This window comes from Devosia soli (genome assembly GCF_000970455.1).
Lineage (GTDB): Bacteria > Pseudomonadota > Alphaproteobacteria > Rhizobiales > Devosiaceae > Devosia > Devosia soli.
This window is the reverse complement of the sequence record NZ_LAJG01000001.1, coordinates 25,435-47,416: the sequence shown is the minus strand read 5'-3', so window position 1 is coordinate 47,416 and position 21,982 is coordinate 25,435. Positions and strand designations below refer to the sequence as shown.

Below are 21,982 nucleotides of genomic sequence, written 5' to 3'. Positions count from 1 at the left end.
TTCCCCTCAGGCCTCGATACGATTGAGGCGCAGTGCCTGATAGGGCTTGGCCTTGAAGCGGAGCACATCTCCGCGCTGCACGCTTTCGGCAATAACCGCCTCGGTCATGTCCCAAGTGTCGATCAACGTTGCCCGATAATGCTCATTTGGTGGCACGGGCACGGCAAACTCGCCCGGCTGGTTTTGTCCGAAATAGGTGAGGTAATAGCGGTGCGGCTGCCCAGCCGTGGCAAAATGCGTTCCGACGCGAACCCAGCCTTCCTCGCCGGGATTGGGATTGATCAGCTCTCGCAGGTTCGCGTGATCGAGTCCGCCCGCCATCATCGTCTTGTATGAACCCGTGGTTGGCACCGGATCGAGCCCTTCGTCGGGCCCCGCTTCGAGAATGCGTTTCAAGAACGCGATACGCGCGACACTCTCGCCGACCAGCTTGCCGCCTTTGGCCCACCAGAGGTTTTCGGCTTCGTTGTAAAAGGTCTCGCCATGAGTGACCGAGCCGCCAGCCACCGTGCCGTCCCAGAACCGGTGCACCAGCTCGCGGCCTGAAATATTGCCCCAATGCTCGGCGATATCGCCTTCATAACAGCACTCATCGTCCGAAACCGGCTTGCCGAACTGCTTGCGCCAGAGCGCGATCCGCTCGGTATAAGGTCGCTGGATACTGACATGGGTGATGCGCTTGTCCGAATAGTCGTATGGCGCAAAACCATTGTGCACCGATAGCAGATGCCCGAACGGGTCGGCCTCGGCAACGACGCCGATCATGCGATCCCAATCGGCCAGCGTCTTGTTGAACATGAAGTCATATTCATTGGCCATCGACCACCAGACATTGGGATAGGCTGCTAGCCGCGCCACGACATAGCGCAAATACCGATCGTCCTGATCCGCCGACATATGGGCAAAGCCCCAGCGATCATAGGGATGGAGCAGGATCAGGTCCGACTCGATCCCGAGCGTATTGAGATCGGCAATGCGCTTTTCGAGATGCCGGAAATAGGCGGGCTCGAACCGGTCGCAATCGAACTCCCAGCCGCCGTTCTTCATCGAACCGCCCCACTCGCTCGTGCCGCGCTTGATCAGCGCGAAAGGATAGAGTGGCGGCTCGTTCTGGTTATAGCGATAATGCTTGGGAAAGACGCACATCCGGATCTTGGTGAAGGGCGCGCCAGCCAGCGTTGCCAGCGTTTCCTCTTCCATGGCATCGCCCTGGAGGTTCCAGACATAGGCCGTCGTGCCGATATTGATGTAGCGGCTGCCATCGGCATAGCGGAAGTGCTCGCCCATTGCGCGCACCGGTCCATGATCGCCTGCCTTGGCCGGCCCGACGGAAAGCGAGCCCTCGACCCCATCGAGCGCCGCGACATTGCTCGATGTCCGATAGTGCCAAGTTCCCTCGGCCTGCGGCATGAACCGCAGGCGATAGACGCCCTCGCCGTCATAAAAACCGGGCACCTTTAGCGTTGTGCCGCCCTGGCTGAAGGTCGCCTCGAATGTGACCTCCAGAAACGGGTTACCCGCCGAAGGACCATCGAGCGCGATCTCGAAGAGGCCCCAAAGCGTTGCGGAATGAGGATCACTCATAGGTCAAATCCAATAGTCTTGTTGTGCAGAAATGGGGTCAGCCGGCGCGACTGACCCGCGGCCGCCAGCGGCTCTTGGTGGTCGGAATGGAATCGAGCAGGAGCTTTGTGTAAGCGTGGCTCGGATTGCTCATCACCGCGCGGGCCGGCCCGAACTCAACCACTTGCCCCTTGTTCATCACCGCCACGTAGTCGGAGATGTAATAGGCCGTCGCGAGATCATGGGTGATATAGACAAAGCTCCGCCCCGCTTCGTCGCGCAGCCGCTTGAAGAGATTGATGATGATCATTCGCCGCGAAGCATCGATCATGCTGACCGGCTCGTCGGCAATGATCAGCTTTGGCTGCGGGATCAGCGCCCGCGCCACCGAAATGCGCTGCAATTCACCGCCCGAGAACTGGCCGGTATATTTGCCGCGGATCTCGTCATAGTTGAGCCCGACGTTTCTGAGGGCTTCCTCCACCGCCCGATCGGCCTGCGCCTCATCGAGCCCCGCCACGCGCCGCGCCGTTTCATGGAGGTACGTGTCGACAGGCCGATAGCGGCTGAAGGCTTCGAACGGATTCTGGAAGATGGGCTGCACGAGCCCGAGAAAATCGCGCTTTGACGGCGTCGCGCCAGGCCCGGCCACCGTCGTATCGTAAACGATCGCGCGGCCCGAGGTCGGCGTTTCGAGCCGCAATAAGGTTTTCGCAAGCGTCGTCTTGCCGCTGCCCGATTCACCGACGACGGCGATCACCACCGGCTTGTCGCTCTCGACGGTGATGTTGACCTCGTTGAGCGCGCTGATGGACTTGCCGCCCATAAGCCCGCCGCGGCGATAGACCTTGTTGAGGTTTTCGGTCTTGAGGATGAGGGTCATGCCGGCACTCCCGCCGTCTCTTTCGCCAGAGAGACGAAGTGGTTGGGCTTGACCTCGACAAGGCCCGTCCCGACACCGAAGGCCCGATCGCCCCCTGCCCCTGCCGTACTGGCGATCACCCCGCGCATGCTGTCGTCACCGATGGTCGGCAGGCTGTCGATCAGCATTTTGGTATAGGCGTGCTGGGGGTCGGCGAAGACGCTGTCGGTGTCGCCATATTCGACGACCTTGCCGGCATACATGATCAGCATCTTGTGGGTGACCTGAAAGTGCACGCCCATGTCGTGCGAAACGACGAGGATCGTGTTGTTCATCTCCTCCTGCAGCTCCATCAGCAGCATCAGGATTTCCTTTTGCACCACCACATCGAGCGCCGTCGTAGGCTCGTCGGCGATGATGAGGCCGGGCTGAAAGAAGGTCGCAAGCCCGATCATCACGCGCTGCCGCATGCCGCCCGAAAGCTGGTGCGGATAGGACGTCATGACCTCGGGCGGCAGACCGAGTTTGCCGAGAAATGCCGTTGCCCGATCGAGCACGCGCTTTTTGTCCCGATCGGTGCCGGGAAAATCGGTGAACTGCTTGCCGATGCGAACAACCGGATTGAGCGAGTTCATCGAACTTTGCGGCACATAGGAGATGGTCTTGAACCACTCGTCGCGGATATTGGCCGTCGTCACCGGCCTGCCGTCCGAACCGTTGAAGCCGTAGTCGATCGAGCCGCGCGAGATATACATAGGCGCCTGGATATCGCCGTAGATCGCCTTCATCAGCGTTGACTTGCCCGAGCCCGATTCCCCGGCAATGCCGACGATGCAACCCTCGGGAATGGTGAGGCTGACCCCATCCACCGCATCGATGACGCGGCTGCCGATGCGGTAGCTGATCTTGAGGTCGTTGAGGCGGATCATGAGACACCCCGCTTGCTGGCAAAGGCCTGGTTGAAGCCTGTCGAGGTGAGGAAAAGCCCGAGGAACAGCGTCACCGTGGCGACGATCGGCGCGACGAGCCACACATATTGGCCGGTAAAGAGCGCATTGTAGTTGAGCGCCCAGAAGATGATCGAGCCAAGCGTCGGCACTTCGACCTTTGAAAGCCCGATCACCGCCAACGTCGCCTCGGTGTTGATGGCAAAGAGCACGACATTGATGAAGCCGACCACCATATAGGCAGACACATAGGGAAAGATTTCCCGCGTGATGATCTGCAGCGTATTGGCGCCGGAAAACCGCGCCATGTTGATGAATTCGCGCTCGCGCAGCGACAGCGCCATGGATCTCACAGTACGCGCATCCCAGGCCCAGCCGAAGATGATGATGATCAGCCCGACCGTGAAGAACGAGGTATTGCCCCGGATCAAGGCGCCGAGAATGATCAGGATCGGCAAGAGCGGAATGGTGATGAACGTATCGACGATCAGCATCACGACCCGCTCGAAGCGCCCGCCGATATAGCCGGCGCTCAGCCCGACGATCGTCGCGATCAGCGTCACCCCCACCGCTACCAGGACGCCGAGCGCCAGCGAATTGCGGATGGCGAAGACGAGGAACCAGAAAATGTCCTGGCCTAGGGAATTGGTGCCGAGCCAATGAACGCCCGAAACTGGCAGGTTGCGCATATAGCTCGCCTGGATCGAGGGATCGACCGGCGCGAACCAGGGGAGGATCATGCTCCCTAGCCCCATGACGACCAGAATGACGAGGCCGATCGAAAGGCGCGGATTGAAGAGCCAGACAAGGCTACCCCGCCGCCGCGACTTGGCGATGGGCCCCGCCGGGACGGCCAAGACGATGGGATCGACGTCCTTGCTCATGCTCATTTGTGACGGATCCGCGGGTCGAGGAGAGGATAGATGAGATCGATCACGAGCCCGGCCGTGGCCACTGCGATGATCGAGAGCGTGATCGCGCCATAGAGCACGTTATAGTCCCCGCCCGTCGCCGCCGTGCGCATGATCAGCCCGATGCCGGGATAGGAGAAAATCATCTCCGTCAGCAGCGCGCCGTTGAACACCATGCCGAGCGACAGCGCCAAGGCGGTCACCTGCGGCAGCAGCGCATTGCGGAAGACATAGCGCGTCATCCGCGTCCAGTTCGACGCGCCCTTGAGCCGCGCATAGGTGACATAGGGCTCTTCGGTCGTCGCGACGGCCAGTGCCTTCATCGAGAGGATGTTCCAGCCGAAGCCGGCAAGCACCAGCGTGATCCCGGGCAGAAGCGAATTGTAAAAGATCATGCCGATCTTTTCCGGCGTCATCTGCCCCACTGGGAAAGTGGGCGAGAGCGGAAAGATCGGGAAGATATAGGCGAGCAGCAGCAACACCGTGACGGCGAGAATGTAATAGGGGATCGGGTAAAGCAGGATTCCCAGGAATTCGAGGACCGAAGCGGCCCGCTTTTTGTGGAAGTAGCCGGCTACGAGCCCGACCATATTTCCGAGCACCCAGGCGATGAATGTCGCCGTCAGCAGCAGCCCCAGCGTCCAGGGCAGCGCATTGAGGATCATCGCCGAAACCGGCTGCGGGTAATAGGTAAAGGACGGCCCGAAATCGAACTGCAGCACAACGCGCTTCAAATACGAAACATACTGGGTGAAAATATCGCCGTTGAGACCGTAGAGTTGTTCGAGGTTGGTGCGCATCTCGGCAATGGCTTCCGAGGTCAGCGTGCCGTTGGCGCGGCTCTGCAGCTGGCCGATATAGCCATCCACTGGATTGATCGGCATCAGCCGCGGCAACATGAAGGTTATCGTCAAGCCAATGAACAGAACGGCCAGATAGAGGCCGAGGCGCTTGGCGACATAGCGCAGCACACCCATGGGCGGATCCTTTGACGGAGAAGAAAAGGCAGGGCGGCGGAGGACATGCCGCCCTGCCCGAACCGGTCAGATTATTGCTGGCCGGTCGGTTCGATCGAGACCACGGTCTTCTTGAACGAGCTCCACCAGGTATAGGGCGCTGCGTAGAAGTTGTCCTGCTTGGGGAAATTGGTCCAATAGGTCGAGTTGGTCGGGATCGTCGTCGGGATGTTCATCAGGTTGATGATCTGCATCTCGCTCGCGATCCGCATGGCGATATCCTGGCCGTTCTGCACGAATTTTGGATCATCGAGCGGCAGCTTGGCGCCTTCTGAAACGAGGTCGAGCACTTCCTGATCGGTGATGCGGGCATAGTTGCCGCTCAGCGGATCGTTGGAGTCGGCCGGCTTGATGTTTTCAGTGCGGAACTGGTTCCAGTTGCCCAGCCAATTGGAGTTGTAGACGCAGGTATTGGACCAGTTGATCTGTAGCTCGTTGCGCGCATTGGTGTTCTGGACGGTGGTATATTCACCATTGTCCACCTGGCGCGCATTGACGTTGAACCCGGCCTGGCGCCAGCTATCGGCAATCGAGAAGCCAAGACGCTGGAGCACCTTATTCCAATCGCCGGGGATGACGAATTCGATCACCCAGGGCGACCCGTCGGGCATGGCATAGAAGCCATCGGCGCCCTTCTTGATGCCCACCGAACCAAGCAGCTTTTCAGCTTCCGCCGGATCGTGCTTCCACCAGCCCGCGCCGAACCCGGCATTGACGGCATCGCCGGTCGGCAGGAGCGAAGGATCGATCCCCTGCGCTTTCAGCGTTTCGACGAGCGTCGTGCTGAACCCTGGATCGAAAGGCTTGTAGCCATCGCCGATCGTCAGGTCCTGCAGCTTCTGGAGGTTAGCCTCGTAGAAAATCGGGCCGGTGATTGGCGTATCGGGCAGCGGCAGAGCCGCAGCCTTGAACTGCCCGCTCATCGCCGAAATGCCGACCTGCGACAGGTCGAGCGACAGGGCCAGGGCCCAGCGCACTTCCGGCATGTCATAGGGCGCGCGCTGCTGATTGATATAGACGCCATAGGAACAGGCGTCGTTCATGTCGTGATAGGGGAAAGTCGGCGAGAACGTCTCGACCTTTGGGTTGCGGGCCTTGGCAGCGTCGATGCTGTCCGGGCTCATGAAGGTGTCGACGTCATACTGGTTCTGGACGAAGGCCAGTGCACGCGTCTCTTCGGCGCCAAAGTCCTTGTAGAGTATGTATTTCGGCTTTGGCGTGCCGAGATTGCCCCAGCTCGATTTCTGCCAATCCTCGCGCAATTCCCAAAGCTGCCAGAAACCGTTGGGGTCGAATTCCTTGACCTTATAGGGCCCGAGTGTCACCGGCGGCGCGTTCTGGAAGGTCACGACCTCGTCGCCAAGCGGCTCGAACACATGCTTGGGCACCCAGTTGAACGGCGTACCCCAGGTATAGACACCGAGGCGCGTCGTCAGGTCGTAGGACGGGTTCACCGTCTCGACCTCGAAGGTGTAGTCGTCGATCTTCTTGTAGCTCTTGAGATAGACCGTGACGCTCGCGACGTTGGTTAGCTGCTCGCGATATTTGAAAGCCGTGTCGAGCGAATAGATAATGTCGTCGGTGGTGAACTCGACGCCGTCGCTCCAGGTGATCCCCTTGCGGATCTTGATGCGGAACTGGGTGTGCTCGTCATTGAGCACTTCCGGCATGCCGTCGGCCATTTCGGGGTAGGACTCACCGGTGGCGGTGTCCATTTCCCACAGATACCCCCAGCCCAATTCGCGGAAACCGCGCCAGATGGCGTAGGAATTGAGCGGGTTCTGCGCCGTCGGGTTGGCCGAGCGGCCGTCGAACGTCTGCACGATCAGCGTTTCGCTGCGTGGCGTGCCGACATCGGTCATCGCCCCTTGCGCGAACGCCGTCGTGGTCAACAAGCCTCCCAGAAGCAGGGATGCCATCAAAGAACGGCCAAGCCGTGCCATAGTCTCCTCCTTTGCTGGCCGCTCCTTGAGCTGGCCACAGAACTTGTGGGTCTGTTTCCGGGGTTGGCAGACAGGCGCTTCCGTTCGCGCTCCGGGGTTAAAACCGGGCGCGTCAAAACCGTGAAATGCCGTATGCTTCCTCCCGCGCGTTCCCGACGCGGTCGCAAGTTTCGTGTTTTTTGTTTTCGATTACTTGCGATTTCTAACGAATAGGATCGAGCCTTTCGCTTGTCAATGGCCCTCCTGCAGCCAAATCGAAACGTTCGCAATCATCAAGGCGCGACGATGACCTCGACGCCGCGCCGCTCGAATTCGGCGCGATCGGCATCGGATATGCCGCTATCGGTGATGAGCGTATGCACCATCTCGACCCCGCCGAGCGCCGAGAACGACACCCGGCCGATCTTGGTCGAGTCGGCGAGGAGATAGACGTGCGAGGCCGCTTTCACCATGGCGCGCTTGACGTAGATATCCCCGATGGCGGGATAGGTCAGGCCCACATCGAAGGACACGCCCGCCGTCGCCAGGAACAGCTTTTGCGCGTAGATGCCGACGAAGAACTCCACCGACTTCTCGCCGCTCAGCGACAGCGTCGGCGCCTTGAACTGTCCCGCTGGCATGTGGACGGTGTTGGTCGGGATGGCACCCAGGATCAGCGCGATGTTCAACGCATTGGTGATGATGTTAAGATCCTGACGAACCTTCAGATTTTCCGCGAACTGCGTGGTCGTCGTACCGGAATCGATGATCAGCGTGTCGTGGTCCGACACCAGCGCTGCCGCCGCCTGCCCGATCGCCCGCTTGCGGTCCATGTTCTGCACATGCTGCAGCGACATCGATTGCACCTGCTGCGGAATGGACTTGAGGTAGGCGCCACCATGCTCGCGGGTGATATAGCCCTCATTGTCAAGCCGCTCGAGATCCTGCCGGATCGTCGCTTCCGAAACACCGAAGGCCGCCGACAGATCGCGAACCCGCGCACTGCCCTCTTCCTGGAGCCATTCGAGAATACGCATACGCCGCGGCTCGGCCAGAAGTTGCGGCTGCCCCGTCGGTCCTGCCGCTGCGGTGTTTTTCCTGGCCGTTCTCGGCTTTTGCGCCATTCCAAAATCCCCCGACTGCCGATGATTTTACCGCGTACCCGCGCCATACGGCATCCTCAACCTGCTTTTCCACGATTTAGATTTTTTCGCTCATTTCGCATAAAGCAAAAACAAAACGCAAAAATTCGCGAATTTTCCTTATTGCGCGAAAGCGGGTGCGGCTGTAGCTATTCAAAAAACGAAGAACGGCGCAAGCTGGTCAGAGGAGTTCAGTAATGGCAGCCCGGTTCGGCTCGAAGCCGAAGGGTAGTCTATTGCCGAAAGCGCCTCGACACTTCTTTCGCGCCGGCCGGCTATCCAGGAGGCCGCCTTGCCATCGCCCGCCACACCGCTCACTACCGATCTCGTCGGCGAGATAGCAGCCCAGGCGCTGTGGATCCGCCGTCGCAGCTTTCAGATGGTCTATGAAGCCCAGCAGGGGCACCCCGGCGGCGACTTCAGCGCCACCGACGTGCTCGCGACGCTCTACTTCGGCGTCATGCGCTACGATCCGAAGAACCCGCGCGACCCCAAGCGCGACCGCTTCGTCATGAGCAAGGGCCATTGCACCGGCGCCTTTTATTCGGTCCTTGCCCGCGCCGGCTATTTTCCGGAAGCGGACCTTTCCTCCTATATGGAGCCGCTGTCCAAGCTGAACGGCCACCCCAACCGCAATTACCTGCCCGGCGTCGAAACCAATACCGGCCCCCTCGGCCATGGCCTGCCCGTCGCCCTCGGCATCGCCATTGCCGGCCAGATCGACAATGCCGAGTTCCGCACCTTCGTGCTCACCGGCGACGGTGAACTCCAGGAAGGCAGCAATTGGGAAGCCGCCCTCAACGCCGGCCACCGCAAGCTCGAGAACCTGACTCTGATCATCGACCGCAACCGCCTGCAACAGGGCGCCCGTACCGAGGAAACCGCCTCGCTCGATCCGCTGGACGAGAAGTGGCGCGCCTTCGGCTGGCATGTCGAGAACGTCGACGGCCACGACCATGCCCAGCTTCTCGAAGTCCTCTCAAAGTCCCCCAAAGGTCGCGAAAAGCCGCTCTGCGTCATTGCCAACACCTTTAAGGGCAAGGGCGTCAGCTTCATGCATGACAACGTCGCCTGGCACCATGGCGTGCCGACCAAAGAACAATACGAACAAGCCATGCGGGAACTCGTCTGATGAGCGTTGCTGCCCCCTCCAAAGCCGGCCTCTACGATTGCCGCGACAGCTTCGCCAAAACAATCGAAGCTTTGGCCGAAGCCGACCCCCGCATCGTCACTGTGGTCAGCGATAGCGTCGGCTCGTCCAAGCTCGGCGGCTTCAAGACAAAATTCCCCGAGCGCATGGTCAATGTCGGCATTGCCGAACAGACCCTCGTCGCCGTCGGTGCCGGCCTTGCCAATGGCGGCAAAGTGCCCTTCGTCTCGGCTGCCTCGTGCTTTATCACGGGCCGCGCGCTCGAACAGGTGAAAGCCGACATCGCCTATTCCAACGTCAACGTAAAACTGATCGGCCAGTCCTCCGGCGTTGCCTATGGCGAACTGGGCCCGACCCATCACTCCATCGAAGACCTCGCCTGGCTCCGCCTCTTCAACAATCTCAAGCTGATTGTGCCCGCCGACCCTTGGCAGACCGCCGAAGCCATCAAGGCCGCCGCGGCCTATGATGGCCCGGTCTTCGTTCGCGTCAGCCGCATGGCCGTCCCCGCCCTCGATCGTCCGGCGAATGCCACCTTTGAAATCGGCAAGGCCGAAACCCTCGTCGACGGCTCTGACGCAACGATCATCGCCAATGGCACCATGGTCCACCGCGCCGTCGCTGCAGCCAAAACCCTCGCCGCCGAAGGCATCTCCGCCCGCGTCGTCAATATGGCCACCGTCAATCCGCTCGATGACGCCGTCATCGCTGCCGCGGCTGAAACCGGCGCCATCGTCACCGTCGAAGAACACTCCGTCCGTGGCGGCCTCGGCGGCGCCATTGCCGAGGTTGTCATCTCGACCAATCCTGTGCCCATGCGCATCCTCGGCTTCCCTGGTTTCGTGCCCACCGGCTCGGCCGATTTCCTCTTTGATCACTTTGGCCTCAACGAAACCGGCATTGCCGACGCCGTGCGCCAGACCATCGCGCGCAAGAAATGACCAGCGAGCTGATCCTCGCCATCGACCAGGGCACCACCAACACCAAGGCCTTGTTGGTCGACGCCACCGGCCGCGTCCTGCACCAAGCCTCGGTTCCGAACATCGTCACCTATCCCCAGCCCGGCTGGGCCGAGCAGTCAGCCACCGCACTGGTGGATGGGGTAAAGACGGTCATCGCCGAAGTTGTTGCCAAGGCCGGCAGTGCCGACATCGCCGGCATCGCCATCTCCAACCAGCGCGAATCCATCCTCGTCTGGGACGCTGCGACAGGAAAGCCCACCGGCCCCGTCGTCATCTGGCAGTGCCGCCGCTCCGCCCCCAAATGCGACGCCCTCCGCGCCGCTGGCCACGCCGAGACCATCGAGGCCAAAACCGGCCTTGCGCTCGATCCGCTCTTTCCGGCCGCCAAGATCGCCTGGCTGCTCGACAACACGCCCGGTGCCCGTGCCCGTGCCGAAGCAGGTGAACTCCGCACCGGCACCGTTGATTCCTGGCTCCTCTGGAATCTCACCGGCGGCGCGGTTCACGCCACCGACCATTCAAACGCCTCTCGCACCCAGCTCTTCAACACAGAGTCTCTGAACTGGGACGCCGACCTTTGCGCCCTCTTCGGCGTGCCGCAAAACATGCTGGCCGAGGTCAAATCCTCCGACACCAATTTCGGTGTCACCGCTGAAGGCGCCACCGCCCTCCCCGCCGGCACACCCATCCTTGCCATGATCGGCGATTCGCACGCCGCCCTCTTCGGCCACGGCGTCCGCTCTCCCGGAACAGTGAAGGCCACCTACGGCACCGGCACCTCGTTGATGGCCCTGACGCCCAACCGCGTCCGCTCCACCCATGGCATCTCCAGCACTATCGCCTGGAGCCAGAACGGCCACGTCCAACACGCGCTCGAAGGCAATATCTCCGTCTCCGGCCAGACCGCCGCCTTCGCCGCCGAACTTTTGGGGCTCGCCGACGCCGCCGCCCTCTCGGCTCTCGCCGAAACTGTCCCCGACAGCAATGGCACCGCTTTCGTGCCCGCCATGGTCGGCCTCGGCGCCCCTTATTGGCGTGCCGACGCCCGCGGCACCATCACCGGCCTTTCCCTTGGCACGAAACCCGCGCACCTCGCCCGTGCCGCTCTTGAAGCCATCGCCTTCCAGGTCGCTGATGTCTATTCTGCCATGGAAGCCGACACGGGTTCTCCCTTGGGCGAACTCCGCGCCGATGGCGGCGCCTCACGCAACGCGACAGTGATGCAGTTCCAGTCCGACATCCTCGGCCGCCCAGTCGCCGCCGCCGCCGCGCCCGAAGTCAGCGCCCTCGGCGCTGCCGCCCTCGCTTTCTCAGCCCTTGGCATTTCCATGCCGGGCGTCCCCGCCGCCGGCCGTTTTGCGCCCGCCATGGACGCCGAAACCGCCCAAAAACATCGCCAGCGCTGGCAGTTCGCCGTGACCCAGACCCTGGCTACCTAAACAGGAGGAACCCATGACCACGCAACGTTTCGGTGCCGGCATCTGGCACTTTGCGACCTATCTCGACCGCTACGCCACCGACGGCTACGGCATCCCGCGCAACATCATCGAAGCCATCGATCTCGCTGGGCAGGTGAAAGACCTCTCGGTCGTCGACCTCAACTGGCCCTATTTCGGTGGCGAATTCTCCGACACCGAGATCAAGACCGCGCTTGACCGCAACGATCTCAAGGTCATCGGCATCACGCCGGAAATCTACACCCGCGATTTCGTCAAAGGCGCCTTCACCAATCCCGACGCCGGCATTCGCCGTAAGGCCCACGAGCTCGTCACCGCCGCCTGCGACATCGTCCGCTTCCATAAGGCGGACTATGTAAAGCTCTGGCCCGGTCAGGACGGCTGGGACTATCCCTTCCAGGTCGATTATTCGACCCAGTGGCAACGCTCGCTCGACGGCGTCGGCCAGCTTGCTAGCGAAAACCCGGACCTCAAATTCGTCATCGAATATAAGCCGCGCGAACCCCGCGTCCGCATAAGTTTTGGGTCCGTCGCCCGCACCATTCTCGGAATCGAGAAGATCGGCCTCCCAAATGTCGGCATCCTCCTCGATTTCGGCCACGCCATCATGGGCGGCGAATCCGCCGCTGACTCGGCCCAGCTCGCCATCGATCATGGCCGCCTCTTCGGCATGGACGTCAACGACAATTACCGCTCCTGGGACGACGATCTCGTCGCCGGCTCGCTCCACCCGCTCGAACTTTTCGAATTCTTCTACGTCCTCAAGAAGAACAAGTGGGAAGGCGTCTGGCAGCTCGACCAGTTCCCGTTCCGCGAAGATTCCGTCGCCACGGCCACCCACGCCATCGATTTCCTCAAGGCGGCAGCCAAGGGCCTCGACCGTCTCGATATCGATGCGCTGCAGGAAGCCCAAAGCCGCCACGACGCCATCGGCGCCATGAAGATCGCCCAAAAGGCTCTCTTCAGCGCGCTGGGGGAACAGGACTAATGACCAATCTCCCCCGCGAAAAGCGCGCTCGCCTGATTCTGAACACCGACGCCAAGAACGAGGCCGACGACCAGTTCACCATCGTCCACGCGCTCCTGACGCCGACCTTCGATTTCCACGGCATCATCGCCGCCCATTTCGGCGCGCACCGCTCCAAGACCTCGATGGAGGACAGCCGCCAGGAGATCGATCATCTCCTCAAGCTCATGGACCTCGAAGGGCGCATTCCAGTCGCCAATGGCGCCGCCGCGGCCCTTCCCGACGAGACCACGCCGGTTCCCTCTCCGGGCGCCCAGATGATCATCGATCAGGCGATGAGCGACGATGACCGCCCGCTCTATGTCGCCTTTCTCGGCCCCCTGACCGACATGGCCTCGGCCATCCTCATGGAGCCGCGCCTCAACGAGAGCAACGTCATCTGCGTCTGGATTGGCGGCGGTGTCTGGCCCTCAGGCGGCCGCGAATTCAACCTCATGAACGATATTGCCGCTGCCAACGTCGTCATGCGCTCGAAGGTCCAGGTGTGGCAGATCCCTTCCACCGTCTATCGCATGATGTCGGTGAGCTATGCCGAACTGCAGGAGCGTTGCGAGGACAAGGGCGCGATCGGCAAATATCTCGTCGACCAGCTCATCGACTGGAATCTTCGCGTGCACCAGGGCCCGATCGAGCATCGCTCTCTCGGCGACACCCCCGCCCTCTCGGTGATCCTCAATCCCCTCGGCGGCACCTTCGACTGGCGCCCCGCCCCCGAGTTCTCGCCGCAGATGCACTACATCCACAATGGCCAGCACCGTCCGATAAAAGTCTACGACACCATCGACATCCGCTACATCCTCGAGGATTTCTACGCCAAGCTCGCCCGTTTCCACCGCGGCGTACAGGGTCTGGCCAACTTCGGCTGACCTAAAAACACCATCCGGGATCGGACCACGACGCTCCTCCCGGATGGCTCCCACCTCTCGCAGCACCCGGCAGCTGGCACGGAACGCTCGGGCAATCCCTTGACGACAGGACGATGACAGGAAGCCGCTCTAGGGTTGGGGCAGGACGCAACGACGTTCCCCGTTCACTTGGGAGGATCCATGAACAAGTTCATTCTCGCCGCGCTGGTTTCCGGCGCGCTCGCCCTGCCATCCTTTGCTGCTGACTATACCATCATGGCCCCCGCGGCCCCCGGTGGCGGCTGGGACCAGACCGCCCGTACCATGCAGGAATCGCTGCAGGCCGAAGGCATTTCCGGCAATGTCCAGGTGACCAACGTGCCCGGCGCCGGCGGCACGATCGGCCTTGCCCAGTTCGTCAACCAGTCCAATGGCGATCGCAATGCCCTGATCGTCGGCGGCTATGTGATGGTGGGCGCCATCCTCACCAACGCGTCCCCGGTCACGCTCGATCAGGTCACCCCGATCGCCCGCCTCACCGGCGAAGCCATTGCCATCGTCGTGCCTGCGTCCTCGGCCCTGCAGTCGGTGGATGACCTTGCAGCAGCGCTCAAGGAAAATACCGGTGCGGTGTCCTGGGCTGGCGGTTCGGCCGGCGGCGCCGACCACATCACGGCGGGTCTCATCACCAAGGCCGTCGGCGCCGATCCGACCCAGGTCAACTACATCGCCTATTCGGGTGGCGGCGAAGCGCTCGCAGCCGTTCTCGGCGGCCAGGTCACGGTCGGCATTTCCGGTTATAGCGAATTCGCCAGCCAGATCGAAGCGGGCGAACTGCGCCTCCTCGCCGTCTCGACCGCCGAGCGCGTTCCCAATGTCGATGCGCCGACCCTCAAGGAATCCGGCGTCGACGTTGCCGTGCAAAACTGGCGCATGGTTGCCGCTGCGCCCGGCATCACCGATGAGCAGAAGGCCGCCATTTCGGCCGATATCGAGAAGATGGTCAATTCGGCGAGCTGGAAGGCCGCGCTCGAATCCCGCGGCTGGGTCAACACCTATCTCGCCGGCGACGCCTTCAAGGCCCAGCTGACCGAGGATATCGCGGCCACCGAATCCATCCTGCGCGAAATCGGCCTCGTCCAATGAGCGCCGAGCCCGTCCGCCTTGCGCGCCGCCCCGATGGGGCGGCGCTGGTCATAGCGGCGATCCTTGCCGGGATCGCCGCCGTCATCGTCTGGCAGACGAGCCAGATGCGCGTGCCGCCGATCCAGGCGCGGATCGGCCCCACCGTTTTCCCCTATATCATCGCCGCGGGCCTGGGCCTTCTTTCCATCGGCACCGTGGTGTCCGCTTTCCGCCGCGGTTTCCCGCCGCGCGAGGATGACAATTTCATTCCCATCGCCTGGATCATCGGCGGGCTCGTTGCCCAACTCCTGACCCTTGGCTGGGCCGGCTTCTCCATCGGCACGGGAATTCTCTTCGCCTTCACTGCCAAGGCCTTCGGTCGCGGTCCGCTCTGGCAGACCATTCCCCTTGGCGTGGTTTTCGCATTTGCCGTTTGGTTCATCTTCGCGAAGGGCCTGCAGCTCTCGCTGCCGATGGGTCCGCTCGAGCGGCTCGTTCCCTGATCGGACGCCTTTGACATGGACACGTTCGGACTGCTTGCCGAGGGCCTGCTTGCTGCCCTTCAACTGCAAAATCTCATCTATGCGCTGATCGGCGTCACGCTCGGCACCGCCGTCGGCGTCCTGCCCGGCATCGGCCCCGCGCTCACCGTGGCGCTGCTCCTGCCGGTCACCTATCGCCTCGATCCGGCCGGCTCGCTAATCATGTTCGCCGGCATCTATTATGGCGGCATGTATGGCGGCTCGACCACGTCGATCCTCCTCAACACGCCCGGGGAATCCGCTTCAATCGTCACCGCGCTCGAAGGCAACAAGATGGCGCGCAAGGGCCGCGGCGGCCCGGCGCTCGCAACGGCTGCCATCGGCTCGTTCATCGCCGGCCTTATCGCCACGCTGGCCCTCGCCTTCGTCGCCCCCTGGGTCGTCAAGTTCGCACTCGCCTTCGGCCCCGCCGAATATTTCGCGCTGATGGTGCTTGCCTTCATCACTGTCTCGGCCGCCTTCGGCGACAGTGCCCTGCGCGGCCTCACCGCCCTCTTCATCGGGCTTGGCCTTGGCATCATCGGCATCGATCTCCAGACCGGCCAGGCGCGCCTTTCCTTCGGCATCCCCGATCTTCTCGACGGCATCGAAGTGACGACCCTTGCCGTCGCACTCTTTGCCATCGGCGAAACCCTCAAGATCGCGGCCGACCGGGCCCTCGCCAAGGAAGAGGTGCTGGCGGTCAAGGGCTCGATCTGGATGACCAAGGACGATTGGAAGCGCAGCTGGATCCCATGGCTGCGCGGCAGCGCCATCGGCTTCCCGATCGGCGCCATGCCGGCCGGGGGCGCCGATGTCGCGAGCTTTTTGAGCTACAGCGCCGAACGCACCTTTGCCAAGCGCCCCGAAGAGTTCGGCCATGGCGCCATCGAGGGCGTGGCGGGTCCGGAAGCTGCCAACAACGCTTCGGCCGCCGGTACGCTCGTGCCGCTCCTGACGCTGGGCCTGCCGACCACCGCGACCGCTGCGATCATGCTCGCCGGCTTCCAGCAGTTCGGCCTCCAGCCCGGCCCGCTGCTCTTTACCAACAACGCCTCCCTCGTCTGGGCGCTGATCGCGAGCCTGCTCGTCGCCAATTTCATGCTCATCGTGCTCAACCTGCCCCTGATCGGGCTCTGGGTGAAGCTGCTGACCATTCCGCGGCCCTGGCTTTATGGCGGCATCCTGGTCTTTGCAACGCTCGGCACGCTTGGGGCCAATGGCGCCATGTCGGGCCGGCTCGGGCCGATCTCGTTCTCGTTCGAGCTGCTGCTGCTTCTCGCCTTCGGCATCCTCGGCTATCTCCTCCGCCGCTTCGGCTATCCGATCGCGCCGGTGGTGGTGGGCCTGATCCTGGGGCCCATGGCCGAACAGCAATTGCGCCGGGCGCTGGCGATCAGCCAGGGCGATCCGATGATCCTCGTTCATTCGCCCATCGCCATCACGCTTTATGTCGTGGCAGCGGCTGCCGTGCTCTTGCCGCTTTATCTGCGGCTGAGAGGCAGGGGCGACGTGCTCGGCCAATTGGCGAGCGACGAAGACTGATCCTTTGCATCCGGGATTTCAGGTCCCGGATGCATTCGCCGCCGGCAAGCCGGATTTGGGCGCCACGATCTCTCCCCAGCTATCGAGAAAGCGCTTGCGCCGCTGCTGATCGAGCGAGACGAGCAGCGCCGGCCCCAGCGGAATGGGCTGGATGACGCCGCGCCCCATGTCGGCGATCGCCTGGCTCGTCCAGGGGCCGACGATGCCTTCCGACACCGATCCCAGAGCCGTTTCTCCCGCAGCGATCGCCTGGCCGCTTGGGGAAAGCGCAAAGTCGACGAATAGCCGCGCCAGATCGGGATGTTCGGCCTCGCGCGGGATGAGCAGGGAGCGGGTCAAGACCAAAACGTAATCGTCCGGAACGACGATCTCGATATTGGCGCCCGCGGCCTTGCGCGCAAAGGCATAGGAGCCGAGCACATTATAGCCCAGCGCCAGGCTGCCATCGGCAACGCCATTGAGAATGGCGGGGCTCGACCCGCTGAATTGCGCGCCTGCGCGTCCGAATGCGGCAGCCAGGCGCCAGAAATTGGATGAAATCACCTGATCCTGCGAGGCGAGAAGATAGCCGACCCCCGAAGCGGTGATGTCATACGTCGCGATCATTCCCCGAAACCGCTCCGTCTCGGTCTCGAGCATTTCGGCAAGTTTTAGGTGGGTGCGCGGCACATCGCTCGCCGCAATCCTGTCGGGATTGTAGATGATCACCGCAGGTTCGAAGGTGAATCCAAAAACCTCGTTACGCCAATGCGCCCAGTCCGGCAGGACGCTGAGATAGGGGCTGTCATAGGCGAGCGCATAGCCGTCATTGGCGAGCTTGATCTGCAGGTCCGAAGCCGAACTGATCAGCAGGTCCGGCGCCGGCACCAATTCTCCCGCCACGAAGCGCTCGAAGAGCGGCCGGGAATCGGTTTCCTCGTAAACCACCGTCACATCGGGATATTGGCGCTGAAACCCGTCGACGAAATGGGCAAAGAGCGGCGTGTCGGTCACCCCGACGATGTGAAGGACGCGCGCGCCATCCCCGCTCGGCGCCTCATAGCGCAGCGGCTCGGCGCGAACGTCTCCGGGCAAAAGGAAGAGACAGAAGAGGAGCGCCGAAAGGCTCCCCAATGCCTTGCGCATCTGTTCGAGTTTCGGCGTGCGCCCGACAAGCGGCAGCACGATTTCGACCACCAATCCGCCACCCGTCCGGTTCATCAGCGTAAGTGTTCCCCGATGGCCTTCGGCCACGCGCTTGACGATCGACAGGCCAAGGCCCGATCCGGGTTTCGAGCCGCTCGAAGACCCGCGCTTGAACCGGTCGAGCACCGTCGTCATTTCGCTTTCGGCAATCCCCGGCCCGCGATCGGCAATGGTCACCGTCAACAACCCGTCCGAAACCGCCCCGCCGATCTCGACCAGGCCTGCCGAATAGATGAGGGCATTGTCGAGAACATTGCGCACCATTTCGCGCAAGCCAACCCGATCCCCGCGGATAGCCGCTGCAGCCACCGCTGGCGCGATGGCGACCACCACCCGTTCGGCGCTTTCCGGATCGAGCCTCTGGCGCACCTCGTCGATGATGCTGCCGAACTCGGTCACTTCCACTTCCTGGTTTTCGAGCCGGTGGGAAATCGTGGCTTCCATCAGCAGCTGCGACACCAGTTGGCTTGCCTGCACGGCGCCGAGGTGAATGCGCTCGACGCGGCGGCGCAGTGCCTCCGGGTCCTTTTCCTCCATCGCCACCTCGGCCTGGGCCCGCAGCGAAGCAAGCGGCGTACGCACTTCGTGCGCGGCTTCGGCCACAAGCCCGGTTACGCGGTCGACGGCGCTGCTCAAGCGCCCCATGAAGGCATTGAGCGCCTTGACCAACTGGCTGACCTCAACCGGCACCGGCACATCGAGCGGCGATAGATCATGCGGCGCCCGCATCTGCAGTTCGCGCTCGAGCTGATAGAGCGGCACGAACATGCGTCCGATGCCGAACCAGACAAGCCCGATCGCCAAGAGGGTCAGGGCAATCACCGGTACGATGGCATTGGACAGAATCTCGGAGGCCAGCGCCTCGCGTTCGCTCTGGGTTTCGGCCACGTGAATGGTGACCCAGCTGGCATCGGCCCCGGACGAGGTCAGGCGCCCGACGCTGGCAACCCGCACCACGTCGCCCCGATAGTGCAGGTCGATAAAACTGGGCCCGGCCGAGCGCATTTCCGGCAGCAGCGCCGAAAGGTCCTCGTAGCCGGTCACCGAGCGCCCGCCTTGGCTTTCAACGGCGTAAAACAAGCGGTCCCTGCCCGAAAACATGCCGAAAGAGGCATAGGGCAATTCGACCGTCACGAGATCGCCATCGACCTGCACCGCCCCGGCTATGGTCAGCGCAGAGGCTGCAAGCAAACGATCATAGGCCCGGTCTGCAGAGCGCTCGGCATAGTCGCGAATAAAGACGATCAGCACCACCGCGGCCGCCAGCAGCAGCGCCAGCGCCAGGGCAACGATCCGCCGGCGAATGGAAAACGAGCGGCGATCCCGATCAGCCGCAAGCGGCGCATTGCCCTCACCCAAAGCTGACTGCACCGTGGTCACGACCGCGCCGCGCGCATGACGTAGCCGACGCCGCGCACCGTGCCGATTTCGACATCTGCCGCCTCGATCTTCTTGCGCAGGCGGGAAATGTGCAATTCGAGCGCATTGATCGACACTGCCTCGTCGAAATTGAAGAGCTGGTTCATCAGCCGCTCCTTGGGAACGACCTTTTCAGCGCTGGTGACGAGAATTTCGAGCAGCCGGAATTCGCGGCGCCCGAGATCGAGCGGCACGCCTGCCACCATTGCGTTGAGCCCGGCCACGTCGAGTTCGAGATTGCCGACTTTGAGCGTGCTGGTGGTCTGTCCGCCGGTGCGCCGGATCAGCGCGCGCAGCCGGGCTTCGAGTTCGCGCAGGTCGAAGGGTTTGACGAGATAATCGTCGGCTCCGAGATCGAGCAGGCTGACCTTGTCGTCGATTTCCGAACGGGCGGTGATGACGAGGATCGGCGCGCTGAAGCGCTCGCGCCGCAGGTCGGCGATCAGCTTGATGCCGTCCCGATTGGGCAGCATCAGGTCGAGCGCCACCGCGTCGAACTTTTCGCTCATCGCCACCGAGACGACGTCGTTGCCGTCGCGCACCCATTCGACCGAATGCCCGGCATTGCGCAGCCGCTGGGCGACGGCGTCCCCCAGGTCTTCGTTGTCCTCGACGAGCATGATGCGCATGCGCTGGCCTTCACCGGGCGCCGTCTGCTGCGGCGCCAGTCTTGGCTAGCACGGAAATCCTCGGCGCTGCCAGAGCAGAGGCCCTAGCCAAGCGGCAGGTGCGGGATGTTCTTGCGCGCGATTTCGTCGAGCGATTCCACGTAGCCGGCATCGGCATAGCGCATGACTCCGAGGCCGGTGTCGTTTGTGAGCGACAATGTCAGCCGCTCGTCGGCGGCATCCGTGCCGTCGGCCACCAGCGTCACGCCTGCCGACGTCATGTAGCCGGCATAGCCGCCACCGCCCGAATGGACGACCACGAGATCGGCTTGGGAGGAACAGAGCAGCATGGCGTCGAGCAATGGCCAGTCGGCAATGGCGTCCGAGCCGTCCTTCATCCGCTCGGTCATGATATTGGGATGCGCCATGGCCCCGGCATCGAGATGATCGCGGGAAAAAGCGATAGGCCCGGCGAGTTCGCCCTTCCGCACCATGTCGTTGACCCTGAGCGCCAGCGCCGTGCGCTCGCCGTGCCCGAGCCAGGCAATGCGGGCGGGCAGGCCCTCGAAAGGCACGTGCTGGCGTGCCAGGGCAATCCAGTTGGTGACGATCTTATTGTCGGGAAACATTTCCAAGACAGCATCGTCAATTTTACCGATATCGGCCGGGTCGCCCGAAAGCGCCATCCAGCGGAAGGGCCCGATGGCGCGGGCAAAGAGCGGGCGCAGATAGGCTTCGGTGAAAATCTTGATGTCGAAGGCATTGTCGACGCCGCCTTCGCGCGCCTGGGTGCGGATCAGATTGCCATTGTCGAACACTTCCGAGCCAGACGCCTGGAATGCCAGCATGGCGCGGACATGATCGACGATTGAGGCGCGGCTTGCCGCCATCAACTGCCCCTGCCCCTCGCTGCGGAGGCGCTTCACCTCCGCAAGGCTCATGCCCTTGGGAATATAACCGTGAACGAGATCATGCGCCGAGGTCTGGTCGGTGACGATGTCCGGCACGACGCCGCGGGCGTAAATTTCGGGATAAAGCTCAGCCGCGTTGCCGACGAGGCCGATCGAGGTCGCGCGCTTTTGAGCAACCGCGCGCTCGATCATTTGGAGCGCCGTATCGAGGTCGGGCGCGATCTCTTCGAGATAGCCGATCTCCTTGCGCTTTTTGGCGCGTTCGGCGTCGATGTCGATGCAAAGGATCGCCGCGCCCGCCATGCGCCCGGCGAGCGGCTGCGCTCCACCCATGCCGCCCAAGCCGGCCGTCAGGATAAAGCGTCCGGCCAGCGAGCCGCCAAAGCGCTGTTCGGCAATGCGCATGAAGATTTCATAGGTGCCCTGGATGACACCCTGGCTGCCGATATATTGCCAGGCCCCCGCCGTCAGTCCGCCCCAGGCGATCAGCCCCTTCTTCTCAAGCTCATAGAACACCTCGGCCTTGGCCCATTGCCCGACGATGTTGCAATTGGCCATGATCACCAGCGGCGCCTTGGCATGGGTCTTCATCAGCCCGATCGGCTTGCCTGACTGCATGAGAAGGGTCTGGTCCTCGTCCATGGCTTTCAGCGTCTCAACGATCTTTTCATGCGCCGCCCAGTTGCGCGCAGCCTTGCCGAGCGCGGCGTAAACGATCAGCTGGTCCGGATTTTCGCCCACCGCCAAAACGTTTTCGAGCAGCCGCAGCAGTCCCTCTTGCCGCCAGCCCTTGGCGCGCAGTTCATGCCCGCCGGGAATGGGAAAATTGGGGTGGCGCGGATTGGAGCTGGGCATGGCTGCGGT

At 62.6% G+C, this 21,982-nt stretch carries 18 protein-coding genes; 8 read left to right on the top strand and 10 right to left on the bottom strand.

Translation table 11 applies throughout. The features are described from left to right. Positions 1 to 6: 6 nt before the first annotated feature. The 7 genes from VW35_RS00200 to VW35_RS00170 form a co-directional block, all read right to left on the bottom strand. Positions 7 to 1,584, bottom strand: a complete 1,578-nt coding sequence (locus VW35_RS00200) for a DUF5060 domain-containing protein (protein WP_046141018.1) — start codon at positions 1,582 to 1,584, stop codon at positions 7 to 9. A 37-nt stretch (positions 1,585 to 1,621) separates the two neighbouring features. After that, positions 1,622 to 2,446: an ABC transporter ATP-binding protein gene (locus VW35_RS00195; RefSeq protein WP_046141017.1), complete on the bottom strand. Its 825-nt coding sequence runs from the start codon at positions 2,444 to 2,446 to the stop codon at positions 1,622 to 1,624. Further along, positions 2,443 to 3,354, bottom strand: a complete 912-nt coding sequence (locus VW35_RS00190) for an ABC transporter ATP-binding protein (protein ID WP_052951388.1) — start codon at positions 3,352 to 3,354, stop codon at positions 2,443 to 2,445. Before VW35_RS00190 ends, VW35_RS00195 begins: the two co-directional genes overlap by 4 nt. Next, positions 3,351 to 4,262: an ABC transporter permease gene (locus tag VW35_RS00185; protein WP_200896849.1), complete on the bottom strand. Its 912-nt coding sequence runs from the start codon at positions 4,260 to 4,262 to the stop codon at positions 3,351 to 3,353. The genes VW35_RS00190 and VW35_RS00185 overlap by 4 nt, the downstream gene beginning before the upstream one ends. Continuing rightward, a complete protein-coding gene (locus VW35_RS00180; RefSeq protein ID WP_046141016.1) occupies positions 4,259 to 5,260 on the bottom strand; it encodes an ABC transporter permease in 1,002 nt (333 codons plus the stop codon). The genes VW35_RS00185 and VW35_RS00180 overlap by 4 nt, the downstream gene beginning before the upstream one ends. Before the next feature lie 71 nt (positions 5,261 to 5,331). Beyond that, positions 5,332 to 7,191, bottom strand: a complete 1,860-nt coding sequence (locus VW35_RS00175; RefSeq protein ID WP_161796823.1) for an ABC transporter substrate-binding protein — start codon at positions 7,189 to 7,191, stop codon at positions 5,332 to 5,334. 323 nt (positions 7,192 to 7,514) lie between these two features. Next, positions 7,515 to 8,345 carry a DeoR/GlpR family DNA-binding transcription regulator gene (locus tag VW35_RS00170; RefSeq protein ID WP_083982261.1) on the bottom strand — a complete coding sequence of 277 codons (831 nt, stop codon included), beginning with the start codon at positions 8,343 to 8,345 and terminating at the stop codon, positions 7,515 to 7,517. A gap of 310 nt (positions 8,346 to 8,655) precedes the next feature. Here VW35_RS00170 and VW35_RS00165 point away from each other — a divergent pair, with 310 nt between their 5' ends. The 8 genes from VW35_RS00165 (at position 8,656) to VW35_RS00130 (ending at position 16,995) form a co-directional block, all read left to right on the top strand. Next, the gene (locus VW35_RS00165) at positions 8,656 to 9,495 is read left to right on the top strand and encodes a transketolase (RefSeq protein WP_342016355.1); all 840 of its coding nucleotides are present in this window, start codon (positions 8,656 to 8,658) and stop codon (positions 9,493 to 9,495) included. Next, positions 9,495 to 10,454 (top strand): transketolase family protein, encoded by a 960-nt coding sequence (locus VW35_RS00160; RefSeq protein ID WP_046141012.1) that lies wholly within the window; start codon positions 9,495 to 9,497, stop codon positions 10,452 to 10,454. The genes VW35_RS00165 and VW35_RS00160 overlap by 1 nt, the downstream gene beginning before the upstream one ends. After that, positions 10,451 to 11,914 (top strand): FGGY family carbohydrate kinase, encoded by a 1,464-nt coding sequence (locus VW35_RS00155; protein ID WP_046141011.1) that lies wholly within the window; start codon positions 10,451 to 10,453, stop codon positions 11,912 to 11,914. The genes VW35_RS00160 and VW35_RS00155 overlap by 4 nt, the downstream gene beginning before the upstream one ends. Before the next feature lie 13 nt (positions 11,915 to 11,927). Next, positions 11,928 to 12,920 carry a sugar phosphate isomerase/epimerase family protein gene (locus VW35_RS00150; protein ID WP_046141010.1) on the top strand — a complete coding sequence of 331 codons (993 nt, stop codon included), beginning with the start codon at positions 11,928 to 11,930 and terminating at the stop codon, positions 12,918 to 12,920. Next, positions 12,920 to 13,825 carry a nucleoside hydrolase gene (locus VW35_RS00145; protein ID WP_046141009.1) on the top strand — a complete coding sequence of 302 codons (906 nt, stop codon included), beginning with the start codon at positions 12,920 to 12,922 and terminating at the stop codon, positions 13,823 to 13,825. Before VW35_RS00150 ends, VW35_RS00145 begins: the two co-directional genes overlap by 1 nt. 180 nt (positions 13,826 to 14,005) lie before the next feature. After that, a complete protein-coding gene (locus tag VW35_RS00140; protein ID WP_046141008.1) occupies positions 14,006 to 14,950 on the top strand; it encodes a Bug family tripartite tricarboxylate transporter substrate binding protein in 945 nt (314 codons plus the stop codon). Beyond that, positions 14,947 to 15,432 (top strand): tripartite tricarboxylate transporter TctB family protein, encoded by a 486-nt coding sequence (locus VW35_RS00135; RefSeq protein ID WP_046141007.1) that lies wholly within the window; start codon positions 14,947 to 14,949, stop codon positions 15,430 to 15,432. The genes VW35_RS00140 and VW35_RS00135 overlap by 4 nt, the downstream gene beginning before the upstream one ends. A 15-nt stretch (positions 15,433 to 15,447) precedes the next feature. Then, positions 15,448 to 16,995: a tripartite tricarboxylate transporter permease gene (locus VW35_RS00130; RefSeq protein WP_046141006.1), complete on the top strand. Its 1,548-nt coding sequence runs from the start codon at positions 15,448 to 15,450 to the stop codon at positions 16,993 to 16,995. 18 nt (positions 16,996 to 17,013) lie between these two features. On the opposite strand, the gene VW35_RS00125 is transcribed toward VW35_RS00130, so the two are convergent. The 3 genes from VW35_RS00125 to VW35_RS00115 all read right to left on the bottom strand — a co-directional run bounded on the left by VW35_RS00125 (position 17,014) and on the right by VW35_RS00115 (position 21,973). Then, positions 17,014 to 19,560 (bottom strand): sensor histidine kinase, encoded by a 2,547-nt coding sequence (locus VW35_RS00125; RefSeq protein ID WP_244465798.1) that lies wholly within the window; start codon positions 19,558 to 19,560, stop codon positions 17,014 to 17,016. Continuing rightward, positions 19,557 to 20,228, bottom strand: coding sequence for a response regulator transcription factor (locus VW35_RS00120; protein WP_046141005.1), 672 nt, complete (start codon positions 20,226 to 20,228; stop codon positions 19,557 to 19,559). The genes VW35_RS00125 and VW35_RS00120 overlap by 4 nt, the downstream gene beginning before the upstream one ends. Before the next feature lie 83 nt (positions 20,229 to 20,311). Next, positions 20,312 to 21,973, bottom strand: coding sequence for a urocanate hydratase (locus VW35_RS00115; RefSeq protein WP_046141004.1), 1,662 nt, complete (start codon positions 21,971 to 21,973; stop codon positions 20,312 to 20,314). Positions 21,974 to 21,982: the final 9 nt, after the last annotated feature.

Coding starts and splice junctions, on each gene's coding strand:
- VW35_RS00200 (WP_046141018.1), bottom strand. CDS start 1,584: ATGAGTGATCCTCATTCCGCAACGCTTTGGGGCCTCTTCGAGATCGCG.
- VW35_RS00195 (WP_046141017.1), bottom strand. CDS start 2,446: ATGACCCTCATCCTCAAGACCGAAAACCTCAACAAGGTCTATCGCCGC.
- VW35_RS00190 (WP_052951388.1), bottom strand. CDS start 3,354: ATGATCCGCCTCAACGACCTCAAGATCAGCTACCGCATCGGCAGCCGC.
- VW35_RS00185 (WP_200896849.1), bottom strand. CDS start 4,262: ATGAGCATGAGCAAGGACGTCGATCCCATCGTCTTGGCCGTCCCGGCG.
- VW35_RS00180 (WP_046141016.1), bottom strand. CDS start 5,260: ATGGGTGTGCTGCGCTATGTCGCCAAGCGCCTCGGCCTCTATCTGGCC.
- VW35_RS00170 (WP_083982261.1), bottom strand. CDS start 8,345: ATGGCGCAAAAGCCGAGAACGGCCAGGAAAAACACCGCAGCGGCAGGA.
- VW35_RS00160 (WP_046141012.1), top strand. CDS start 9,495: ATGAGCGTTGCTGCCCCCTCCAAAGCCGGCCTCTACGATTGCCGCGAC.
- VW35_RS00155 (WP_046141011.1), top strand. CDS start 10,451: ATGACCAGCGAGCTGATCCTCGCCATCGACCAGGGCACCACCAACACC.
- VW35_RS00150 (WP_046141010.1), top strand. CDS start 11,928: ATGACCACGCAACGTTTCGGTGCCGGCATCTGGCACTTTGCGACCTAT.
- VW35_RS00145 (WP_046141009.1), top strand. CDS start 12,920: ATGACCAATCTCCCCCGCGAAAAGCGCGCTCGCCTGATTCTGAACACC.
- VW35_RS00140 (WP_046141008.1), top strand. CDS start 14,006: ATGAACAAGTTCATTCTCGCCGCGCTGGTTTCCGGCGCGCTCGCCCTG.
- VW35_RS00135 (WP_046141007.1), top strand. CDS start 14,947: ATGAGCGCCGAGCCCGTCCGCCTTGCGCGCCGCCCCGATGGGGCGGCG.
- VW35_RS00130 (WP_046141006.1), top strand. CDS start 15,448: ATGGACACGTTCGGACTGCTTGCCGAGGGCCTGCTTGCTGCCCTTCAA.
- VW35_RS00120 (WP_046141005.1), bottom strand. CDS start 20,228: ATGCGCATCATGCTCGTCGAGGACAACGAAGACCTGGGGGACGCCGTC.
- VW35_RS00115 (WP_046141004.1), bottom strand. CDS start 21,973: ATGCCCAGCTCCAATCCGCGCCACCCCAATTTTCCCATTCCCGGCGGG.